Origin of the sequence: Streptomyces sp. ID05-39B, from assembly GCF_033794725.1 — a bacterium.
Classification (GTDB): domain Bacteria; phylum Actinomycetota; class Actinomycetes; order Streptomycetales; family Streptomycetaceae; genus Streptomyces; species Streptomyces bobili.
Genome location: NZ_JARGEF010000014.1, coordinates 21,859 through 43,712, shown reverse-complemented (window position 1 = coordinate 43,712; position 21,854 = coordinate 21,859). Strand labels below are relative to the sequence as shown.

20 protein-coding genes are annotated in these 21,854 nt (G+C 67.7%); 18 read left to right on the top strand and 2 right to left on the bottom strand.

The window, feature by feature from the left end:
- Nucleotides 1-145: 145 nt before the first annotated feature.
- From P1P75_RS05960 to P1P75_RS05885, 16 genes are all read left to right on the top strand, one after another.
- Nucleotides 146-511, top strand: a complete 366-nt coding sequence (locus tag P1P75_RS05960) for a WhiB family transcriptional regulator (protein WP_319252346.1) — start codon at nt 146-148, stop codon at nt 509-511.
- A complete protein-coding gene (locus P1P75_RS05955) occupies nt 508-1,047 on the top strand; it encodes a hypothetical protein (RefSeq protein ID WP_319252345.1) in 540 nt (179 codons plus the stop codon). Before P1P75_RS05960 ends, P1P75_RS05955 begins: the two co-directional genes overlap by 4 nt.
- The gene (locus P1P75_RS05950) at nt 1,047-1,265 is read left to right on the top strand and encodes a hypothetical protein (RefSeq protein WP_319252344.1); all 219 of its coding nucleotides are present in this window, start codon (nt 1,047-1,049) and stop codon (nt 1,263-1,265) included. The genes P1P75_RS05955 and P1P75_RS05950 overlap by 1 nt, the downstream gene beginning before the upstream one ends.
- Nucleotides 1,262-1,441 (top strand): hypothetical protein, encoded by a 180-nt coding sequence (locus tag P1P75_RS05945; protein ID WP_319252343.1) that lies wholly within the window; start codon nt 1,262-1,264, stop codon nt 1,439-1,441. The genes P1P75_RS05950 and P1P75_RS05945 overlap by 4 nt, the downstream gene beginning before the upstream one ends.
- The gene (locus P1P75_RS05940) at nt 1,438-3,021 is read left to right on the top strand and encodes a hypothetical protein (protein ID WP_319252342.1); all 1,584 of its coding nucleotides are present in this window, start codon (nt 1,438-1,440) and stop codon (nt 3,019-3,021) included. The genes P1P75_RS05945 and P1P75_RS05940 overlap by 4 nt, the downstream gene beginning before the upstream one ends.
- Nucleotides 3,021-3,224: a hypothetical protein gene (locus P1P75_RS05935; RefSeq protein WP_319252341.1), complete on the top strand. Its 204-nt coding sequence runs from the start codon at nt 3,021-3,023 to the stop codon at nt 3,222-3,224. The genes P1P75_RS05940 and P1P75_RS05935 overlap by 1 nt, the downstream gene beginning before the upstream one ends.
- Nucleotides 3,212-3,898 (top strand): hypothetical protein, encoded by a 687-nt coding sequence (locus P1P75_RS05930; RefSeq protein ID WP_319252340.1) that lies wholly within the window; start codon nt 3,212-3,214, stop codon nt 3,896-3,898. The genes P1P75_RS05935 and P1P75_RS05930 overlap by 13 nt, the downstream gene beginning before the upstream one ends.
- Before the next feature lie 2 nt (nt 3,899-3,900).
- Entirely contained in the window at nt 3,901-4,401 is a 501-nt protein-coding gene (locus P1P75_RS05925) for a hypothetical protein (RefSeq protein ID WP_210960319.1), read from the top strand.
- Nucleotides 4,402-4,495: 94 nt separating this feature from the next.
- Nucleotides 4,496-6,799, top strand: a complete 2,304-nt coding sequence (locus P1P75_RS05920) for a hypothetical protein (protein ID WP_319252339.1) — start codon at nt 4,496-4,498, stop codon at nt 6,797-6,799.
- Nucleotides 6,800-7,022: 223 nt separating this feature from the next.
- Complete coding sequence (locus tag P1P75_RS05915; protein WP_319252338.1) at nt 7,023-7,472, top strand: hypothetical protein; 450 nt, start codon at nt 7,023-7,025, stop codon at nt 7,470-7,472.
- A gap of 18 nt (nt 7,473-7,490) precedes the next feature.
- A complete protein-coding gene (locus P1P75_RS05910) occupies nt 7,491-7,709 on the top strand; it encodes a hypothetical protein (RefSeq protein ID WP_319252337.1) in 219 nt (72 codons plus the stop codon).
- Between the two features lie 102 nt (nt 7,710-7,811).
- Complete coding sequence (locus P1P75_RS05905; protein ID WP_319252336.1) at nt 7,812-8,936, top strand: hypothetical protein; 1,125 nt, start codon at nt 7,812-7,814, stop codon at nt 8,934-8,936.
- Between the two features lie 68 nt (nt 8,937-9,004).
- On the top strand, nt 9,005-10,477 hold the full coding sequence (locus P1P75_RS05900) for a site-specific integrase (protein WP_319252335.1): 1,473 nt from the start codon (nt 9,005-9,007) through the stop codon (nt 10,475-10,477).
- Nucleotides 10,474-13,293, top strand: a complete 2,820-nt coding sequence (locus P1P75_RS05895) for a hypothetical protein (RefSeq protein WP_319252334.1) — start codon at nt 10,474-10,476, stop codon at nt 13,291-13,293. Before P1P75_RS05900 ends, P1P75_RS05895 begins: the two co-directional genes overlap by 4 nt.
- Entirely contained in the window at nt 13,293-15,413 is a 2,121-nt protein-coding gene (locus P1P75_RS05890; RefSeq protein ID WP_319252333.1) for a hypothetical protein, read from the top strand. Before P1P75_RS05895 ends, P1P75_RS05890 begins: the two co-directional genes overlap by 1 nt.
- Nucleotides 15,410-15,817, top strand: coding sequence for a hypothetical protein (locus P1P75_RS05885; protein ID WP_319252332.1), 408 nt, complete (start codon nt 15,410-15,412; stop codon nt 15,815-15,817). Before P1P75_RS05890 ends, P1P75_RS05885 begins: the two co-directional genes overlap by 4 nt.
- A 109-nt stretch (nt 15,818-15,926) precedes the next feature.
- On the opposite strand, the gene P1P75_RS05880 is transcribed toward P1P75_RS05885, so the two are convergent.
- Complete coding sequence (locus tag P1P75_RS05880) at nt 15,927-16,136, bottom strand: hypothetical protein (RefSeq protein ID WP_319252331.1); 210 nt, start codon at nt 16,134-16,136, stop codon at nt 15,927-15,929.
- Between the two features lie 178 nt (nt 16,137-16,314).
- A complete protein-coding gene (locus P1P75_RS05875) occupies nt 16,315-17,037 on the bottom strand; it encodes a hypothetical protein (protein ID WP_319252330.1) in 723 nt (240 codons plus the stop codon).
- A gap of 761 nt (nt 17,038-17,798) precedes the next feature.
- Between P1P75_RS05875 and P1P75_RS05870 the strand changes: the two genes are divergently transcribed.
- Together P1P75_RS05870 and P1P75_RS05865 are read left to right on the top strand one after the other, a co-directional pair.
- Entirely contained in the window at nt 17,799-19,583 is a 1,785-nt protein-coding gene (locus P1P75_RS05870) for an AAA family ATPase (RefSeq protein WP_319252329.1), read from the top strand.
- Nucleotides 19,580-21,334, top strand: a complete 1,755-nt coding sequence (locus P1P75_RS05865) for an ATP-dependent helicase (RefSeq protein ID WP_319252328.1) — start codon at nt 19,580-19,582, stop codon at nt 21,332-21,334. The genes P1P75_RS05870 and P1P75_RS05865 overlap by 4 nt, the downstream gene beginning before the upstream one ends.
- The last annotated feature ends 520 nt before the right edge of the window (nt 21,335-21,854 follow it).

Here is a 21,854-nt window from a genome sequence, read left to right as displayed (position 1 = left end):
GAAGTCGGCGGGACGTTGGGACTGTTTTGCCCTGCGCCCGTAGCTCCGCCTTGCCCGAAACGCGCAAAAGGACCCCTGATCTCCTTCGACCGATCTCAGGGGTCCTCGCGCGGAAAGCCCACCCGATTCGAGGAGTGACTTCCGCATGCCCAAGCCTACGAGTGTGCCGGCCGCCGCGGTACGGCGTTCGCCCGGTTCGTTACTGCGACTGCCGTTCGGCGCGTCGCCCGTGGATGCCGAGGGCCGGCCGCAGGCCGCCTGCACGGGCCTGGACACGCAGATCTTCTTCGCCCGCCCGTCCGAGCTGGACCAGCAGCCCAACAAGGGTGAGCGGGCGGCGCTGGCCGTGTGCGCGGTGTGCCCGGCCCAGGTCCGCGCGGTGTGCCTGGAGCGGGACCTGGCCCAGTCGGAGATCACGCGCATCAACGGGGTCTTCGGCGGGGTGCGCCAGGAGGAGCGCCGGGAGACCTACCGGACCCGCCAGCAGGCGCGGAGCGGGGGTGCGGTGTGAACGCGTACAACCGCGAACTGCCGCAGCGTGTACGCACGTTGGCGGAGCCGGTGTTCCCGGAACTGGCCGAGTACATGCGGATGGCGTGGAACGGCCTGGCTGCCGCGTCCCCGGCCGCGCGCCGGGTCGAGGCTGCGGAAAGCGCCCGTGATCTGCTGGCGGAGGCCATCGCGCTGCCGCTCAAGGAGATGGACACCGACGCGCTGGTGATGGCGATCCTGCAGCTGCGGGCGGGCCTGGCCCGGCTGCTGGCCGCCACCATCCCGGCCGCCGTCCCGCCCGCGCCGACCACCGGCACCGTGCTGGACGACGCCGACCTGGTCGCGCACCTGCTCGACCTGTTCAGCGACGCGGCCCCGCTGGACGCCGATGTCGCCGTGCACGTCGGCCGCCCGCTGCCCGCCTCGCTCATCGACACCCTCGCCCAGGCCATCCACGCCCCCGGGTTGCGGCCCAGCGGCGACTACCTGGAGGCCCGCGGCATCTGCGGCAGCTCCACCATCCACATCACCGCGATGACCTCGGGGGGTGCGTGATGGCGTTCTTCGGGCTCATCGGCAACGACCGGCAGATGGCGTCCACCACTTACGCGGGCAAGGAGTCGGCCAGCGAGAAGCGGGAGCGCGTGGAAGCGCGGCGCCGTGAGCGCCACCACCGCAGCGTCGTCGAGGCCGACCGCAAGGGCTGGAAGTGGGCCGACGAGGAGCGCGAGCGGCAGGAAGGCCGCGGAGGTCGCCGGGGGTGGTTCTCGTGACCCGCGTGCGCACCTGGCAGGCGGCCATCGGCCGGGCCGAGCAGGCCCGCCAGGCCGCCACCGACGCCGAGCAGACCACCGCCCGCATGAAACAGGCCCTGAGCAGGACAGATGCGGCCCAGGCCGCCGACCGTCTCGCCGCCACCTGGACACAGCAGGAAGAAGATCCCCAGTGATCGAGCACCACCGCGTACCGAACATCCCGGGCGCCCACCGCGCCCACCTCCTCACTGACACCCCCGTCCTGGAGCCGACGGCCGCCGACGTCCTGGAGGCGGCCCACGCCGAGGCGACCGATCTGCTGGCCGGCGCCCGCCGGGAGGCACAGACGCTGCGGCGGGAGGCGGCCACCGCCGCAGCCCAGGCCGAGGCCGACGCCGAGGGCGCCCAGCAGCGCAAACTCGTCGCCGACCTGCACGCCGAGCAGTCCCATCTGGCGGCCGAGAAGCAGGTCACCGCCGCCCGGACGGTCCTGGACCAGGCCCGCGAGGCGGCCGAGGAGCTCCTGGCCGACGCCCGCACGACAGCCGCGCGGGTCCGGGAGACCGGGCAGGAGGAGCTCCGCCGCATCGAGCAGGAAGCCGAGACGCTGCGGGGGCAGGCCGATGCCCGGACCCGCCGCCGTGAGCAGGACGCCGAAACCTTCCGCCAGGCAACCGAGGCGGAAGCCGCTCGGCTGCTGGATGACGCCCGAAGCCGGGCCGAGTCCCTGGTGAACGACGCCCGCAGGCAAGCCGAGGACACCGGCCGGAAGGCGGACGCGGCCCTGGCCCAGGCCCGCCGGGAGAAGGACGAGGCGGACGAACTGCTGGAGCAGGCCCACGCCGAGACCGAGCAGCGCCAGGAGCGCGGCGAGAAGCTGACGAAGAAGCTGCCGACGTTCGCCCTGTTCGCCGCGATCGGACTGACCGCGTCGGGCGAGTGGTCGCTAGCGATGCTGGTCGGTTTCCCGGTGTGGGTGGCGCCGCTGCTGCCGATCGCGATCGATGTGTACGTGGTCGCGGCCTTCCGGCGCCACCGTGACACGTTCACCGCCATCAGCCTGATGGTGATCGCGAACGTGCTGGTGCATCTCGCCGAGGCAGGGCTGTTCGGCGTCACCGGCACCGGTGACAACGTCCGGCCCACCTGGTGGCTGGTCGCCCTCGTCGTCTCCATCGGACCGTTCGTGCTGTGGCGGGTCCATGCGTTGCGCGACCACCCCGCCACCGCTGCCGCACCGGTCGCCTCCCCGGCACCGGACGAGCACGCGGAGCCGGTCACGGCCGCTGCCGCACCGCCCGCGCTGCCACCGGGTACCGGTGCCGGTAACCCGGGCGGTGAGCGCGCGGTTACCGGCACCGGTAACGGGACCGGTGAGGGCCCGGCTACCGGTAGCGGTAACTCCGCACTGGTTACCGGTAGCGCGAGCGGTAACGGCGCCGGGTCCGCAGCCGGTAATCCCGCCTCCGCTACCGGTGGTTCCCCGTCCGGCGAGTCCGGTGCGGCGGGCGGCAGCCGCCAGCGCCGTACCGGACGCCGGGCCTCGCGCCGAGGCGGTGACCGCGCATCGCGCGGTACCGGGCGCGAGGAGCTGCGCGATGCGGTGCGCGAACGGATCACCGCCCTGCTCGCCGACGGCCAGACGCCGTCGCCCACCGAGCTCGGCCGCGAATTCGGCGCGGACGCGGAGTGGGTCCGCAACCAGATCCGTGCGGTGAAGAAGGCCCTCGCGGACCAGCCGGCCACGGTCCCCACTGCGGAAGAGGGGGCCTGATGTTCTTCCGACGTTCCCACCGCCCCGCCGTCCGGCTGGTCCTTCCCCGCCGCCGGTCCCGCCGCCCTCTGCCCCCGGTGCCGCCGCTGCCCGAGGGCCGGCAGCCCGAACCGGTAGCCGGCGCCGAACTGGACGCGGACGAGATCAAGGTGCGCGAGCGGCTGCTGGCCCTGCTCGGGGAGGCCGTGCGATGGCCCCGCTGAACAAGAACCACGATGACGAGCCCTGGTGGGCCGACGGGCAGAGGTCGGAGCCGGTGGGCTGCTGCTCCGTCTGCCCGGTGGCCTCCGGCTGCCCGCTGCGCTCGCAGACCGCGCTTCGGTGCGCGGTGACCGGCGACCAGCCGCCCCCGCCGCCGCCCGGCATCGCCCCGGACCTGGCCGAGTCCGTCGGCCAGGACCCGGTGGTGGCCATGGCCGAGACGGTGAGCTGGGCGGACGTCACCGCGGCCGTCGCCGAGCAGGCCCCCAGCCGTGACGGCGGTGGCAACGACCCGGACTGGGGACGGCTGCAGCCCTTCCGCAACCTGCTGTCCATCGCGGTGGTCAGCTTCCTGCCCGTCGGCGGCACGACCGCCGCCCGCTGGGTCGCGGACAGCATCAGCAGCAGCGGCATCACCGCCCCCGTCCTCACCCCGCTCGGCTTCGTCCTCGCCGGCACCGGCGCCGTCTTCCTCGGCCAGCTCGTCCCGGGCTTGACCGGCTTCGTCTGCGCACTGGCCTGGAAGGCGCTCGTCCTCACCGGCCGGGGCCTCGTGCGCCTCGTGCGCTCGCCCCGCGGCTGGATCATCACCCGCCCCGCGCTGTGGGCCGCCGGAATCGGCGTCCTGATCGTCTCCTGGCGCGCTGCCACCCACTTCCTGACTGGAGCTTCCTGATCATGTTCGACAACTCTCCCGCCAACGCCGGTTTCGGCGCCCTGGTCTTCGGCGCCGTCGCCACCGTCGCGATCATCGCCGGGTTCAAGTACAAGCTGCTGCGCAACAAGAAGACGGTGTTCCTGGTCGGCTTCTTCATGCTGCTGATCACCGTGAACTCCGGCGGCTTCCTCGGCGAGATCGCCGGTGCCCTGCGCCACGGCATGAACGTCGCCGGGCAGCAGGCCGTGGACAAGACCGCCGGAGCGACGGTGACCGCCAACCCGCCCCGCACTGCGGTCACTCCGGTCTCCGCCGGCGGCGCGGCCATCGGCCTGACCGGGATCACCTGGTACGTCATCAAGCTCATCGCGGCCCGCGGCAAGCCCAAGGACTGGAAGGAAATGGTCGGCGGCACGCTCGTGGCCGTCTGCTACGGCACCAGCCTCGGCTTCATGGGGTGGATTGTCAGCGCCACCACGCTGACCGGCAACAACATCGGCCTGTACGTCTTCGGCGGCTGATCTGTCAGCTCTCTCACAGCGCCCCCTGCCGCGGGAACCCGCGGCCCTTTTTCCCCTGCTTGTTCCTCCCCGCGCCTTTCTGGAGTACCCCGCCATGACCAGCCACGACGACAGTGGCCTCCTGCCCGAAGTCATCGTCTATGAAGGCGAGTTCGTCGACGACGATGAACCGCAGCCGGACGCCGGACCGGCACCGTCGGCGGCCTCCCGCCGTACGGCCCGGCGCATCGCCCACGCGGCGGCCACCGCCGCCCGCTTCGCCGCCGCCCGCACCCTGCCCGGTCTGCGCAACGCATGGGCCCTGACCGTGCACTGGGCCGCGCTGCGCTACATGACCGGCGACGAGATCCGCCGCCGCATCGTCAAGAAGCAGTTCGACCACTTCACCGAGCGCCGCGACGACGCCGTAACCGCCCGGAACACCACGCTCAAGCAGATGTCCAAGCTGGTGGACAAGGCGGCCGAGGACGGCCTGAGCGGCCCGGAGAAGAACCGGCTGCGTGACCTCGGGACCGAGGCCGACCGCCGCCGCAACGGCCTGGCCGTCCTCAACTCCATGTCGTTCGCCCCGGACCAGCCGACCGCCGAGCAGATCGGCCGGTGGCGCGGGACACGCGGCGCCATGCGGTTCACCTGCGCCGTGGTGCCCGCCCTCGGCGCCCTGGTGACCGTCACGGTCACGGCGCCCGTGTCCGCGCTGATCACCGGTCCCGCCCTGCTCGGTGGCGGCTGGTGGCTGAGCCGCCACCCGATCCCGCTCACCGCCCGGCCGGTCCCCGCCGAGCTGCTCATCCCCGAACTCGACGCCCCCGCCGACTACCAGCTCGACGAGCCCCGTTCCACCACCGAGGGCCCGGACGCGCCCGCCCAGCTGCGCCCGGCCGACGGCGCCGAGGCCACCCCCGCCGATGAGCAGCTTCCCGGCTCGCTTGCCGACGCGCGCACCGGGGAGCAGGCCGCCGCCGTGCTCGCCGGGGCCGTCCGCGCCGAGGGCCGGGACCTGGCCGCGGTCGCCAAGGCGGTCGAGGAGCCGTGGGGCTGGTCGTTCTACCTGCGGTTCACGACCGGCAGCCCGGACGAGTTGAACAAGGACGACGTCTACAAGGCCCTGATCACCCGGCTGCGGCTGCGCCGCAACGGTCTGCTGATCGAGGGCGACCCGGAGGCCGGGGACAGCGCGTTCGTCCGCGCTCTGCTGCGTGACCCGTTCGCCCCGGACGTGGTCGGACCGCTGCCGTACCGGCCGCCGCTGTCGATGTCGATCGTGGACGCGGCCGACTTCGGCGTGGCCATGGACGGCACCCCGCTCGTCTTCTCCCTGGCCGGGCTGATGCTGCTGATGGTCGCCGACTCCGGCGGCGGCAAGTCCGGGGTCATGCTCGCGCTCGCCGAGGCCGTCACCGCCTGCCGGGATGCCGTGGCGTTCAACCTCGACCCGGTCGGCACCGGCGTCGGCGCCCTGGGCGAGGCGATCACCCTGTCAGCGTGCATGGACGACGAGCTGATCCAGGACGTCCTGGACTTCCTGCTGGCCCTGTGCTCGGCCCGCGCCCGCCAGCGCGCCCGCTACGGCTGGGGCAACAAGTGGCGCGTCAGCGGGCAGCACCCGGCCGTCGTGGTGTTCGTCGACGAGTGGCCGCAGCTGAGCGAGGAGGCCAAGGCGAAGCTGGTGCGCGCGCTGCTGCTCGGCCGCAAGGAGGCCGTGTGGTTCGAGGCCGGCAGCCAGTTCGGCACCCGCGACTACCTCGGCCAGGCCATCGGCCCCAAGCTCTCCGCCCGCCTGCTGGGCGCCTGCCGCCGCGTGGACGTCACCGAACTCCTCGGAGGCGGCGCCATCGCCGAGGGCTACCGCGCCGACCTGCTGCAGGCCGCCACCCACACCCAGGTCAACGACGCCGGCCAGATCTACGCCCAGGGCCTGCCCGGCATGCCCAACCGGCCCATCCGCTACCAGGTCCGCGAGGTCACCGACGCCCAGGCCGCCCAGCTCGGCGCCGAACGCGCCGCCGCCGAGCTGCCGGACTTGGCCCACACCCTCACCGAGGCCGGGCTGTGGCAGACCTACCAGGACCTCCTCGCCCGCTGCCGCGTCGGCCACGCGCCGCCGCCGGAGCCGCCCGCCATCCTGCTCACCCTGCGCGAAGCCTTCCGCGCCGAGCAGGACCCCGACGCCCTGACCGGCGCCCAGCTCGCCGAGCATCTGACCGCCGACGACGCCGAGCGGTGGGGCCGCTGGGACGACCGGGCCGACTGGCTCGCCATGATCGGCCGTCACCTCCGCAAGGCCCTCACCGACGCCGGCGTGGACCTGTCCTCCACCCGGCTGCGGCACCTGCCCGGAGAGCCCACCGGCTACCTCCTGGCCGACGTCAAAGCGGCGCTGGAGGCCTTCTCGTGACCTGCCCGCGGCCTGCCACCCCGGCACACCTCCGGCAGGCCGACGGCAGGCCGCCGTACACGTTCTGACCTGCGGCGACAGGTTCCGCAGGCCGAACCGCTCCACCCCCTTCTCCGGCCGGTTTCGGCGGTCCCGGACCCATGTCCGGGCCTGCCGTGCCCGCCCGGCCTTCCCTGGCCGCCACCCGGCTCGACCGAGCCCCATCCCTGTTGCGAGGAACCCCGTGACCGACCACGCCCCCGCCGACGCCGCGTACGCGACGTGGACGTCGATCCAGCCCGTCACCCGCCCCGACGACGTACCGATGCGCACCCCCATCGCGTGGATGGAGAACCGCCGGGGCGACCACTGTCTGGCGCTCCTGCTCAGCGGCAGCACCCCCGACCGGCACGGCCCCACCGACGCCCTGGCCTGCCTCGCCCTCGGCGAGGCCATGCGCACACAGCTCGGCCACTACCGCGGGTCGCTGACCCACGACGCCCGGCGCCGCGGCGCCAGCTGGCGGCAGATCGCCGACGCGCTCGACACCGACATCCCCGCCGCCCAGCAGCTGCTGCACGACTGGGCCGACGGCCAGCACCGCCTCTACCAGGCCGAACCCGTCGCCGGGCACCGCCTCGGCCTGACCGCCGCCGAGCACCAGGCCGTCCTTGACCTCATCCCCGACCACTGATCCCAGCCGGAGAACACCGTGAACTCTCTCACCCCGGCCACCTCCTCCACCCCGGGCAGCGCCCAGCCGGTCGACGTCCGGCTCATGGGCGAGGACCGCGCCGTCCGCGCTCTGGTCACCGCCCTCCAGCAGTCCGCCGCCTGCGGCCCGGCCACCTACAAACCCATGCGCGACGGAAACGTCACCCGCGCCTACCTGTCGGTCGTCGTCCCCCTCGGCCCGACACCGTCACCGTGACCACAGGTCCCGCACAGCAAACGCCCAGCTCGCCCGGCGACCTTGACCGGATCCACCAATCGCCCCAACCGCGGCATGTGCCGCTTATCGGAAAGGCCCACCATGTCCGAGAACACCGCTGGACCCGTCGTCCGCTTCCGCGCGCTGGACCGCCGCGAACGCACCTACGACTTCGCCCTGCTGCCGTGCCCACCGCTGCACGCGCCGCTGGCCGCCGCCCTTCAGGCCCGCCTCGCACCGGACACCGGCAAGGTACTCACCCTCGCCGCCGCGGACACCTACTTCGGCACCATCCGCCGCTTCCTGGCCTTCCTCAGCATGCAGGACCAGCCGCTGACCTGCCTGGATGATCTGCGTCCCCGCCATCTGTACACCTACCGGGACGTCGAGGGGGCCACCCGTTCCGCGGCGGGTATCGGGCGGGAAATCGCCCAGCTGTGCCGACTGCTGCAGGACGCCCCCTACGGCTCCCTCCACTCCAGCGTGTGGGATCTGATCAGGGGCCCCCGGAGGATTACCGGGCCGCAGCCGCCCCGGAATCCGGTGCAGCTGTACTCCCACCGCGAGTACAGCGCGCTGCTCCAGGCGGCTCGCACCGATGCGGCCCGGACCGTCGCCCGCCTCACCGCCTCCGCGCAGCTCCTGGCCGCCTTCCGCGCTGCCCCGCACTCGCTCGGCGAGGAGGACCAGGCCGTAGCCCGGCTGCTGGACGTCATGGATCGCACTGGCCGCATCCCCCACGTCGAGGGTCAGCGCAAGCAGGACACCGCCCGGCTGCTGTTCCTCACCTTGGGCGATGTGGCCCCGCTGTTCGTGGTGGCCATGGCGCTGGGCCGGCTGCGAGTCACGGAGACCGTCGAGCTGCCTGCCGAGCACGTCGTCCATCACGGCGACGTCGTCTTCCACCTTGACCGGCACAAGGCGGGCACTGTCCGGTGGGAGATCCGCAGCGAGGGCCACGACCCGCTGGAAGGCGCCGGAGACTTCTACCTCCTGCTGCACCGGCTCACCGAGCGCAGCCGCCGCTTCTCCGGCACGCCCCAGCTGTGGAACTTGTGGACCGGTCGTAGCGCCAACCTCAGTGGCCACGCCCCGCTCTCCGGCAACTCCGCCTCGCCGCTGCTGAACACCTGGGTCCACCGGCACCACCTGACCGCGGACGACGGCAGGCCTCTCACCGTCCAGATGCCCCGGCTGCGGGCCACGGCCAAGGCCGTCGCCGTCTGAGGCTGACCGGCCCGCTTTCCCGGCGGAGCCGCACGGCTCTGCTTCCCGATCGAACGACGACAGGAACCATGACCAACCCTGACTGGCGGGTGTTCTACACCCGCTACAGCCTGCCCCGGCCGCAGACGGCCGACCCTCTGATCGACATGCTGTGGGATCTGGACGAGTGGCTGGAAGAGCACAAGGTGCTGGAGGGCACGCCGTATCTGATCAGCCCCGACGGGCGCTACGACATCGAGCTGAACCAGTACCTCACCCAGCTGGCCGCCGCGCCCGAGGGCACCCAGCGCGCCCACGCCTCGGACCTGAAGCTGTGGCTGTCCTTCCTGTGGCGCAGCCGGGGCCGCAAGGACTGGCGCAACGCCACTGCGGAGGACCGGGCCGCTTACAAGCAGTGGCGGACGGCAGACCCCAGCGGCCCGCACGTCGACTGGCAGACGTGGGACCGTGAGGTCGCCACCGTCAACTCCTTCTACAACTGGGCGATCCACCCGAGCAGGAAGTACGCGGCGGAGAACCCGATCCTGCAGCGCGAGAGCCGGGCCCGCGACAGCCACGGCCGCCGCCGCGGCGGCACGACGCCCGCCGAGGCCTCCCACACCGGCTCGCGCAACAAGATCGTGTGGCTGACGCCGGAGATGTACCGCGCCTGGCGGGACATCGGGCTGCGCGGCTACACGCCACTGGGACTGCGTGACCGTTCCTTCCGGGGCCGCTTCGGCACCCGCAACGCCACCTACTCCGACCTGATGATCCGCACCGGGCTGCGGCTGTGCGAGCAGACCTCACTGTCGCTGTTCGAGATCCCGCGTCCGGTACCGGGCAAGGCCAACCTCCGCAGCTGGCTGCCCTGGACGATCGCCAAGCACGGCTCGGCCCGCTGGATGTACTTCCCGGCCTCCTCTCTGAAGGCCGTGTGGGACTACATCGAGGAAGAGCGGGCCGAGGCGATCGAGGATGCCCGTGACGACGGGGTCTACGAGCGCATCCGCAACCCGCTGATCATCACCGACCGGAGCGACCCGAAGGTCATCGTCGGCGGGAAGAAGCTGACCGTCGACCAGCTCGACCACGCCGAACGGCGACGGCTGCTGATCGACACTCCGGACGGCCTGGAGCCCGCTGCGCTATGGCTCAACGAGCGCGGGCTGCCCAGCGGGCGGTCCTGCTGGCAGGAGGTCTTCAAGGCCGCCAACCGGCGCTGCACCGGCCATGGTCAGCAGCTGCGTTGTCATCCCCATGCTCTGCGCCACAGCTTCGCGGTCATCACCTTGGAGCAGCTCTGGCGCGGCCACCTGGAGGACATGGCCGCGATGAACCCGGGCCAGCGCATGACTCACCAGATGGTCTTCGGCGACCCGCTGAACTGGGTCCGCATCCGGCTCGGCCACCAGAGCGTAGTCACCACGATGCGCTACCTCCACGCCCTGGAGGAGCTGGAAATGGAGACCCGCCTGGCCCTGATCCCCGACGCGTGGGAGCCCGCCGGCATCGACTCGTCCGAACTCAACAAGCTCGCATCGGAGGCGAAATCCGCATGACCCCGCCCCTGGCCCCCACGTCCGGCGTCCCGCTGGCAGAGAACGTGTCCGACGCGCTGGATGTCCTCTTCACCGGCACCGACGGCATGCAGCAGGTCTTCTCCTTCGCCTCGCTCCCGATGCCCGACTTCCACGCCGACCTGGCCGCCGCCTTCCAAGCCCGGTGCCAGGCCCTGAACTCGGTCAAGTCGGCCGACAGCCTGTTCCGGTCGGCCACACGGTTGCTGACCTTCCTCTCCGAACTGGAGCAGCCCCCGTCGGGTATCGGCAAGCTGACGCCCGACCACATGCGGCAACTGCTGTACTTCCGCGTCGACAGCACGACCCTCACCACCGCCCGCAGCGCCCTGTGGGATGTATGCCGCCTGCTGCGGCACATCGAGCCCAGCGAGCGGCTCATGCCCGGACTGCGCGGCTACCTGGCGCTGTCCCGCAACGACTCCGACTTCGACGCGGGTACCGCCTGGCCGGGCCGCCAGACCGGCCAGCGGGACAAGTTCGCCTACCTGCGGCATGAGGAGGACCCGGACAATCCGCTGATCGTGCCGTTCATCGACCCCGACGGCGCTCGGCGCGCCTTCGACTTCACACCTCTGCCGCTGCCCGACCTGCGCCCGGCCCTGACGGCGGCCTTCCGGGCCGAACTCGGCCCGGAAGGCGCCGGGGTCTCCTCTGATTTGGCCACCTCTCTGTTCCTGGCCCTGGAGAACTTCCTGACGTACCTGGCCGGGACGGACCAGCCGCCGCGCTCCATGGCCCAGATGATGCCCGCCCACCTCGATGAGATCCGCCGCACGCTGCGGCAGACGTACGCGCGCAAGTGGGCGGATCGTCAACTCGCGTTGATCCGACAGATACTGCGGCACGTCACCCCGTACGAGCAGTTCTCCACGGACTTCCGGGCCTGCCTCGAACACGGGACAGCCACCCAGGTGGCTGCTCCCAGCGCCGCACCCGCACGGCCCGGCAGGGGCCGCACTTCCGCGATGCCCGACGGCCCGTACGAGCCGGAAGCGGCACGCGCCAGCATCCCCACGACGCTGGCCGTGCCGTTCACCGGCGAGGATGGCAGGCGCTGGCATTACAACTTCGCCGAGCTGCCCTCTCCTGCACTCCACTCCGAGTTCGCCTCGGCGTTCGCGGTCCGTGTCGGCCCGACCGGCACCTTGCGTACCGAGGCCAGCGCGAGGACTGACTTCTCCGCCATCAAGCGTTTCCTCGCCTTCCTTGACGCTCTCGCCCGCCCCCCGAAGTCCGTGGGGGACCTCACGGTCCGGCACCTGGAGCGCTACCGCCTGCACCGGCTGGAGACCGTCAAGGAACCAGGCGTGTTGTCCGAACTGACCAGTGTGCGCCTGCTGCTGCAGGAGATCACACCCTCCAGCGTCCTGTCCGCGGAGTTGCGCGACTACCTGCGCCGCCCCGGCCACACCCGCCGGCGCACGACCACGGCGAGCGTCCCGGGCTACTCCGACCGTGAGCTCCGCGACCTGATGGCCGCGGCCCGCAGTGACGTCGTGGCCATCCGGGACCGCATCCGCAAGGCCGAGCGGCTGCTAGAGGCGTTCCGCGCCGCACCGGAGGCACTCAGCTCAGACGAACGGTTCCTGGCCGAGCATCTGGACGTCATGGACCGCACCGGACGGGTGTCAGCTGTGCGCACCCACCTGCGGCAGAACATCGTGGAAGGGCGCCTGGAACTGGCCCGGCAGCTGTTCCTCACCGATGCCGACCTGGCGCCGTTGACCGTGCTCGCCGTGGGCCTGACCGGCCGCAACGTCGAGACCGTCAAGGAGCTCCCGCACGCCCACCGCATGCTGGAGGACCGCGCGGTCGCGGTGGACCTGATTAAGCGGCGCCGTTCCAAGGCCACCACCCGGGAGACCGTGCACTGGGAGACCGGAGGCAGCGACAGCCGCCAGCTCCACACACCCGGCGGCCTCTACCTGCTGCTGCACCAGCTCACCGCCCGCGGACGCCGCCACTCGGGCAGCGAGCGGCTCTGGAGCATCTGGACCGGAGCCAGCGGCACCAAGGGCGTCGACTGGGAGGCCAAGGCCGCCGCACACGGCCACATCGACCCCTACGCCAACCGGCTCGGCCGCGTCATGGGCTTCAGCAAGTGGGGGCAGCGCCACGGATTGCTGGATGACTCCGGCAAGACGCTGCCGATCGACATGAACCGGCTGAAGACCACCGTCGAGGTCCGCAGGACCAAGGCAATGGGCGGCCACCTGCCGTCCGCGTCCCGCACCAACACCCTCGACGTATCGTTCGCCAACTACCTCAAGGGCGACCCCGTCGTCAGGGACTGGGCAGACGAGATCCTGACCACCGCCATCAACGAGGCGGAGGACACCGCGCGCGGCTTTCGGCCCCGCGTCCTGACCAAGGCCCAGGCCGCCGCCCAGGCGCCCGGGCAGTCCGCCGCCGTACTGGGCACCACCGAGGAAACCCTGCACCAGGCCCTGGACGGACAACTCGACACCGTCGCCAGCTCCTGCCTGGACATCGAGCACAGCCCGTTCACCGACGGCCGGTGCGACGTGTCGTTCCTGACGTGCCTGCGCTGCCCGAACGCGCTGATCACCGAAGATCACCTGCCCGCACTCCTGGCGCTCGTCGACACCCTCGACACCGCCCGGCAGTCCATGGACATGGATGCGTGGGTCAGCGAGCACGGCCGCACCTGGCTGGCCCTGACCCGCCTGATCCTGCCGCGGTTCACCGACGCCGAACGCGACCAGGCCGCCCAGGCCAAGCCCGCGCCCCAGGACCTTGGCCTGGACCTCCTTGACGTACCGAAGGACATCTGATGAGCACCGCAACCGCATACGCCCTGGTCCGGGGCATCCCAGCCGACGCCCTGGTCCTGGCCAAGCGCCCACTGGTGGCCGGCTTCCAGCTGGCCGACACCGCACGGTTCGGTGACGACAAGTGGGACCTGACCCCTGCCGTGCACCAGCAGCACCAGCAGGCCCTGAGCCTGAACTTCCTGACCATTCCGGCCCAGTTCCGGCGCACCGCCAAGGAGTTCTTCTTCGTCCTCCTGCGCCACGACCATCCCGACGGCCAGACCGAGCTGGGCATCGTCACCATCCGGGGCCGCTTCAGCCAGCTCAAGGAGTTCTTCCACTGGGCCGACCAGCGCGGCGTGACGGCACTCAGCGCCCTGACCCTGGACGACTTGACGCAGTACCGCGCGTTCATCGACGCGGGCCGCAACTCGCTGCTCAACAAGTCCAACAAGCGAGGCACGGTCCGCCAGCTGTGGGTGTACCGGACGAAACTGACCGGCGACACGCTCTCCGTCGACCCATACATCGTGTGGGACGACCCCACCACGTACGGCAACCGCGGCCGCAACCGCCGCGGCGCGCGTGAGAACGCCACCGACCGAATCCCCGAGGAAGTCGTCGGACCGCTGCTGACCTGGTCTCTGCGCTGGTTGGAGGACTTCGCCGACGACATCCTGGCCGGCCTCAGCGACTGGCAGCAGGCCCGCTCCACCAAGCTGTCCAGGAGCACGGTCGACGGCGAGACGCCGCGCGACCGGCTGCTCGCCGTCCTGGACCGCTACCGCCGCGAGGGTCGGCCACTGCCCCGCGTCTCCTTCGGCTCCAAGGCCGTCAAGGTGCCGATGGCCGTGAACCTCACGCAGCTCGCCCGCGAGGCGGGCGTACATGTCAGCACGTTCAACAAACAGTCCGAGCACCGGCAGCTCATCGACGCCGCAGCGGACGAACTCGGCTTGGACGACACGACGTACCTGCGCACCCCGATCCGCGGCACACTCGACGGGCAGCCCTGGCTGCCCGCCCTGCGCTGGGACATGGCCGAGGACTACGCGCGCCTGCTGCAGGGCGCCTGCTACGTCGTGATCGCCTACTTGTCCGGAATGCGCGACAGCGAGGTCAAGCACATGAAGCGCGGGTGCATGACCATCTGGCGCGACGAGGAAGACCGCCCCGTCCGCTACCGGGTCACCAGCCAGGCGTTCAAGGGCGAGGGCACCCCCGAGGGCGTCGAAGCCACCTGGATCGTCAACGCCTCCGTGGCCAAGGCCATCAAGGTACTCGAAACACTTCAGCCCGCCGACCAGCCCTACCTGTTCGCTGTTCCGCCCTCCTCCCGCGCCCACCCCAAGACCAGGACCAACTCGGCCCAGACCAGCGAGACCACCCGGCGGAACCTCGCCTACCTCATCGAGTGGACCAACGACTACTGCACCCGCCTCGGCCGTCCCGACGGCATCCCAGAAGTCAACGGGCGCCCCTGGAAACTCCAGACCCGGCAGTTCCGCCGCACGCTCGCCTGGTGCATCGCACGGCAGCCCGGCGGCACCATCGCCGGCGCCATCCAATACCGCCACCACTCGATCCAGATGTTCGAGGGCTACGCCGGCACCTCCGCCTCCGGCTTCCGCCCCGAGGTCGAGGCCGAGCAGGCCATCGCCCGCGGACAGAAGCTCGGCGACATCATCCTCAGCCCCGCCCCGCAAAAGCTCACCGGCCCCGCCGCCGACGAAGCCGAAGCCCGCCTCGCCGCCCTGGAAGACGAGATCGACTTCTCCGGCAAGGTCATCACCGACCCCAAGCGGCTCGCCCGGCACATGCGACGCCACGACCCCCACATCTACCCCGGCAAGTTCGTCACCTGCGTCTACAACCCAGACCGAGCCCTGTGCCGACGAAGCGACTCCGACGGACCGTCCCTGCCCGACTGCCAGCCGCTCAAGTGCCGCAACGTCGCACTGACCGCAGAAAACGCCGACGCCTTCCTCGCCTGGCTCCAGCGCCTCGAACGCGCCCTCGCCAACGGCGTCATCCTCGCGCCGTACGTCCGCGACCGCATGGAACAGCGCCGTACCGAACTCACCGAGTTCCTCGAAGCCAACAACGTCCCGACCAGCAACACCAAGGAGACCGTACGGTGACCCGGCCCACCCTCACCGACGACGAAGTACAGCTCGCCATGAACCTGGTGCTCCGCGAGGCCCAGGAGACGGGCCGGCGCCCCACCATCACGGCCGTGGAGCGGCGCCTGGACGTCAAACACGCCACCTTCTACCGGAACTTCCCCGGCCTCATCACCTGGTTCCAGGAACGGGCCGACGCCCAGCGCAACTCCCTCAAGCCGGAACGGGACACCAAGCAGAAGAACGCCCCGGAAGACACCATCACCGACGTCCGCCGCGAGAACACCCAGCTGCGCCGCACTCTCGCCATCTACGCCGAGGCACTGCGCCAGCTCACCCTCGACTACGAGGAAGTACGCAGCCATGTCCAGCAATCAGCCGAGGTAACCGACCTCGCGTCCCACCGCGGCCGTCGGCACTGATTCCGAGTTCAAGACCAACAGTGCGGAGGCGCCGCCCAACATCTGGGCGGCGCCTCCGCACTATCAGAACCAAGTTCAGACAGCGGGCCTCGCCCCTGGCGTCAGGGACTCAGGACCGCCGGGCTGATCCCCCAACATGCAGGTAGAGCTGCGACTCGATGACACCATCGCTGGTCGACCGCACGTCGGGCTCCTGCACCGTGTGGTGCTGGCCAAGGCTGTCAACAACGGCACGGACGGTGCTCACGTCCGCAGCGGTGATCATGAGGTGGACCACTCCGTTCTCCCGAAGAGCGGCCCAGGGGTCAGCGGCGGTCATTGGAACTCCTAGCACAGTCGGCAACACGCTCAGCCGAGGAGACACCACCGGCCATCGCACAGTTCGCAGCTCTTGGAAAGATCACCCCAACGAGACTCCCAGCGCAGAGTCAGCCGCGCCCCACCGCGCACATGACGGAGCCTGCTGGGCTCTGCCGCAATCCCCTGTAGCGGATGGATCAATCCTCTGCGGTGTCGCGGTTCGGCTCCAGGGGGACGAGTCGATCGCCTTCAACCCGAAGGGCCTGGTCTTGGATCGCCGAGGGAGACTTCATCTCTGCCCACCGATCACGTGTGACCACGAAGGTGACTTCCGGTCTGGGATTCTGCTGGGCCTGCTGCACGGTTTGCGTGTGGGCTGGTGGCAGGTCGTAGCCTCCCGCTTGCGGGTCGAGGTAGGCGCTTACGCCGTAGCTCCGCGATAGCGCAAGGCCATGGATGGCCTCGGCAATCAGCCTCCGGTCCCGTGCCTGTGGTTGATTCTCAGCCCTGCCCTCGTCTAGGTACGCCTCGCGGAACTGGACGAGTTGACGCCGTAGGTGTCCAACGCGCTGCGGGGAGATTCCACGCCCAAATCGCTTCTGCACCGTCTGGCGGGCCGCCCCGCCGAGCTTCGCCCCGATCTCTGCCCACGTCATCTTTCGTGGCTGACAACGTGACTCAGCCACAACGTCTGTCAGCACTGTCTTGGCTTCTCCCTCCACCATCACCGCCGCCTCGATAGTGGAGATGCCCAACGCCCGACGAACCTCGTCGACCGCACGGCGTACGCAAGCCTGGGCAAAGTCTGAGGGATCGCCGCTGTACTTGTACGCATCAACCTCGCTCCAGGCCGGATCGCTGTACGAAATCCAGCGCCAGGAGTCCGAGGGCATCACGGGCAACGCGTCATCGTTGGGCATCTGTCCACCTTAGGTGGACATGAGAGAGGGAACGCTACCGGTCGGAGCACCCATCGCGGTCACGATGTACGCAACGTCGTGCACTCAAGTAGAGGGAGACTGGCCGTGGGCGCTCTTGTCCATCAACTGACCGCAGGTGGTGTCTTCGTGGCTGGCGCAAGCGCCGTGCTGTATGGGGCCACCGTGACAGTAGTCGCCATCATTTCCGTGATCTCAAGCGCACCGAAACGGCGTAGCGACGCACGGGAGACGCTCAGACTGTTGCTCCGTCGATGGGAACGCCAACCTCTGGCAGGGCAGCAAACAGCGAATGACCGCCCGCCCTCCGGGCCTCGGGGGCGAGCAGGCGGGTAGGACCGAGAGGCGAAATGATCATCCTCGCACCTGTACGGGCAGCCGGCACCAGGCAGCGTGGGGGATGAATTCCGCTGGCGTCCGTTCGGCTTGGCACGATGCTGGGGTTGCGATCGAGGGTGGTCCACACGACGGCCAGGAGGTCATCATCGAGACAGAGAAAAGGCCTCCTCCTGGAGAGCAGCTTGAACGGGACTCACTTTCTGCTCCGCATGTTCGAGACGCCGCCCCACGAGTCAGCAGACTGCGACTACCGCGACGCCCTCCATCACCGATCGTCAGCGGGCTTGTCCGCGCGACGAGCAAGACCCACGGAGACTCGCACCCGCGCCTCATAACCGAACGCCAGTTTGATGCCTAAGTGAGTTTTGGGAAACCTGTTCCCAGCGTGGGGTAGCCACCTTAAAATGAGGCGCTCACGCTTTGGAGTGCTCATCATTCGGAGGACATCGGCTATGCGCATTACAAGACTGCGGATTAAGAACTTTCGTAATCTTGCTTCCGTCGATGTTCCACTAAGCGCCTACAACGTATTCGTGGGCGAGAACAGGGTTGGGAAATCCAATCTCATCCATGCATTGCGTCTGCTTTTTGACCCTACGCTTCCAAACAGTGACCGGAATCTCCGACGAGAAGATTTTTGGGATGGACTGGCGAATGGCCGCATGGACTGGGACCCGTTCACGGAGAAGGCTGAAATCTCTGTCTCTGTAGACATAGAAGACTTCGAAGATGACGACCGGGCCTCAGCCGTCCTGGCGGGCGCTCTCGTCAGTAGATCCCCCGTCAAAGCGCGGATCACATTTAAGTACGCACCAAAAGAACTTCCGGGCGACACGACAGACGATTCCGCTTATCGCGCTTTCATCTTCCAGGGCGACGATGAAAGCAACTTCATGCCTTCGGAGCTTCGCTCCTTCTTGCATCTGGCATTTCTACATGCCCTCAGAGATGTTGAATCAGACGTAACAAATTGGCGCCGCTCTCCACTACGTCAGCTCCTGGAAGCCGCAGCTGAGTCATCCACCGCGACCGAGCTCACGAAGATTGCCGACTCTATCGAGCAAGCCAACAGTCAAGTCAGCTCCCTACCCTCTATTAAGGATCTGGGCGATAAGATCACGAAGCTCATGACGGACATGGTGGGACCCTCACACGCTCTCCAGTCAGAGCTTGGAGTCGCATCACCGGATCCCCAGAGACTAATCAGGACACTACGGCTTTTCGTCGACGGCGATAACAAACGTCCCCTTCCAAGCGCCAGTCTCGGCAGCCTCAACATTCTGTACTTCACGCTTATGGAGCTTGGACTAGAGCGGCGACTCAGTAAGGAAATCGCCCACTCAATCCTAGCTATTGAAGAGCCAGAGGCTCATCTCCACCCTCATCTACAGCGCCTGGTATTTCGCCGCCTACTGGAGAACGCAAGCGACACTCACACCGTTTTCGTGACCACGCAATCTCCCCATATTGCCAGCGCCGCCGGGCCACAGAACATCATCTTTCTCAGAGATAACGGAAAGTCCACCGATACACTTTCCGCAGCCGACGCGAATCTAAGCGACGAAGACTGGGAAGACATCGCGAGGTACTTGGATGTGACCCGCGCGGAAATGATCTTCGCTAAGCGCGTGCTACTTGTCGAGGGATACGCGGAGCAGGCCATCGTGCCTGCTTTGGCTGAAAGCCTAGGGTACGACCTGGATAAATACGGCATCACGGTATGCGCGATCCATGGCACCCACTTCCTTCCTTATATTTCATTTTGCAAGGCTGTAGGCATCCCTTACGCAGTCATCACCGACGGTGATGAAACCGCGTCGAAAACAATAGGAAGGAAGGTGGTAACCGGAAATCTTCGGGCGCGTAGATGGTTGACTTCCCTCAAAGAAAGCGGCACTGCGGAAGAATCCGGAATCTTCGTAGGAAAGACAACGTTTGAGTTCGATCTGGCCTCAGCATCAGACGCCAATCTTCAAGCAGGAATCGCCACGCTAAAAGGCCTTGCGCGAACTCAACAAGCCCTCAAAGACATCACTTCCTGGGGTGGTCTGCTGCCAACCTACAAGCAGTACCTTGGCATGATCAGACGAGTGGGCGGAAAGGGCCGCTACGCCAACGCCGTTCTAGGCCACGAACTAGATTGCCCCGCCTACGTTCAAAACGCTATTGAGCACCTGGTGGCACAGTGAAGCCTCTGTCAGCTTCCATCGAAGAGCTCAAGACGAACGAACGGCAATGGGAGGCATTCAACACAGAAAGCCACTGCGTGGTAACTGCGCCGCCTGGCAGTGGAAAGACCAAGCTGCTTTCGACTCGCGTCGCTTTTGACCTCGCCACACACATATCACCTCCCCAAGGGGTAGCATGCGTAACACTCACCAATGCTGCCGCCGGCGAACTCGCCCGTCGAGTTATTTCCCTAACAGATCAGCGCCGCAGAAATCTATTCATTGGCACGGTACATGCATTCGCGCTTAAAGAAATCATTCGCCCGTTCGCCACCGTATGCGGCTTCCCAGATCTACTGACTCGGAAGATTGCGACGAACAAGCAAGTGAATGCCGCCTATCGATCGGCTGTCGCAGAGATTTACCCTCGGGGCGAAGATACTAGAAACGTAATCTCAACCGCCAAGCAGCATCTCACGATGCTAGCGACTGCAGACGAATGGGGAAAAGCAGGGGCGCGGATTCAGCTGGTTGCTCAACGCTATTCCGAGATCTTGGCAAACCAAGGGCTCGTCGACTTCGACTCACTCATCCGAGCCGCGTTGAGCATTACGGAACAGAACAGATTCGCCCGAAATCTACTAGTCGCGAAGTTCCCCCGAATCTATGTCGACGAGTATCAAGATCTAGCGCCAGCCCTGGACAAGATAGTCCGCCTGTTGTGCTTTGGAGAAGGCAAGAAATCGCTTCTCTTTGCTGTGGGCGACTACAACCAGGCCATCTATGGGTGGCTTGGAAGTAGGCCAGAACTCCTGAAAGAAATAGGTCAACTAGAGGGCGTATCACCTGTTGAACTCAAAGTAAACTATCGCTGCGCTCAAGAAATCATCGATGCCGCCAATAGACTCCTGGAAGTTGGCGGTGTTGAAGGAACACGCAGCGGCGGATCCGTCGAAGCGCACTATTGCCCCGGAGGAATCCTGAGGCAGTATGACAAGGTAGCTGACACCATCGCTGACCTAATCGCTTCAGGGGAACCTGAACACGAGATAGCTGTGCTCTGCCCAACGAATGAGCATTCCGCTCTCTTTGTGAAAGTGTGTCGTAGCCTCGGGATACCAGCCGTAAATCAAGGATCCCCCTACGTATCCACTGTCTTTACAGCACTGATTGAGCAGCTGGCAGTTTGGGTGGTGCACGGGGGTGAGGATGCAGTTGATCCTTCTCGACTACTCCTTGATTGGAAGTACCTGCACGAGAGTACACAGGATGGGCTTGACTCGGAAGTTTCACTACTGAAGGCCATACGCGAGTCCACCGCTGGCGAATCTGCCGCATCCTTCCTGCAGCGCCTAATGTCCAGTGGCCCTGGCAGCGAATCCGGTCTGCTTCGATCCGAAGATCAGGCATCGTGCGCAGAATTGACGGAAATGTTCGCACCCGGCGGCGAGTTGGCCCAGTGGACCACAAATGAGCTGAGCGAGCGCGGCCGAAGGAAAGGGCAGGTACAGGTGTGCACCATGTCATCAAGCAAGGGACTTGAATTCGACTACGTCTTCATAGTCGGCGCCAACGATGGCATGATCCCTCACTTTTCTTCACAGTACTCAGCATCAAAGATGGCAGAGGATCAGCGCAAATTTTATGTGTCCGTCACACGTGCCCGCCAGGAAACACACATCTACTATTCTGAACGGATTGAATGGCTAACCACTGGCAATAGCCGCCCAAGCGGACCAAGTAGATTCCTGCGCCAAATGAGGCTCGTGTAGCAGGGACAAGTACTGACGCTTCAGCGGTGATCCGACCGTCCTACAGGGCATCCGCTGGCATCGTTCAGGAATGGCGCTCGCGCAGGTGCTCAGGCTGCGGCTTGGAAGGGAGTCCGAGCTCCCGAGGAACCGCCCCGGGAACACCTTCTGCGCCAGGTGTAGTCAGCGGGAAGGTCTTCCCCTGTGGCGTCCTTGTAAGCGACCGCAGCTGCCTCGCTTGCCTGACGACAGTAACGAACAGGTGCTACCAGCCGGGCCGCGTCGGTGTGACACGACAGCTGACGCTGGCGATCACCCGTGCGCTGGGGTAGGAACGCGGCGCGGCCTGAACGGCCCTCTGCCGGGCCAGAATCGGACCTGAGTGCCCGACCCCCTTGCCGTCACGGATACAAGCGCAGAGGCGACCTGACGGCCGTCTGGTTACGGGCAGGAGCAGCTTGGCCGAGGCGGTCTCTAGTGACGGGCGCGAGGACCAATGAGGTCACGCACAGAAACGGTATGCCGACGGTACCCAACAGGC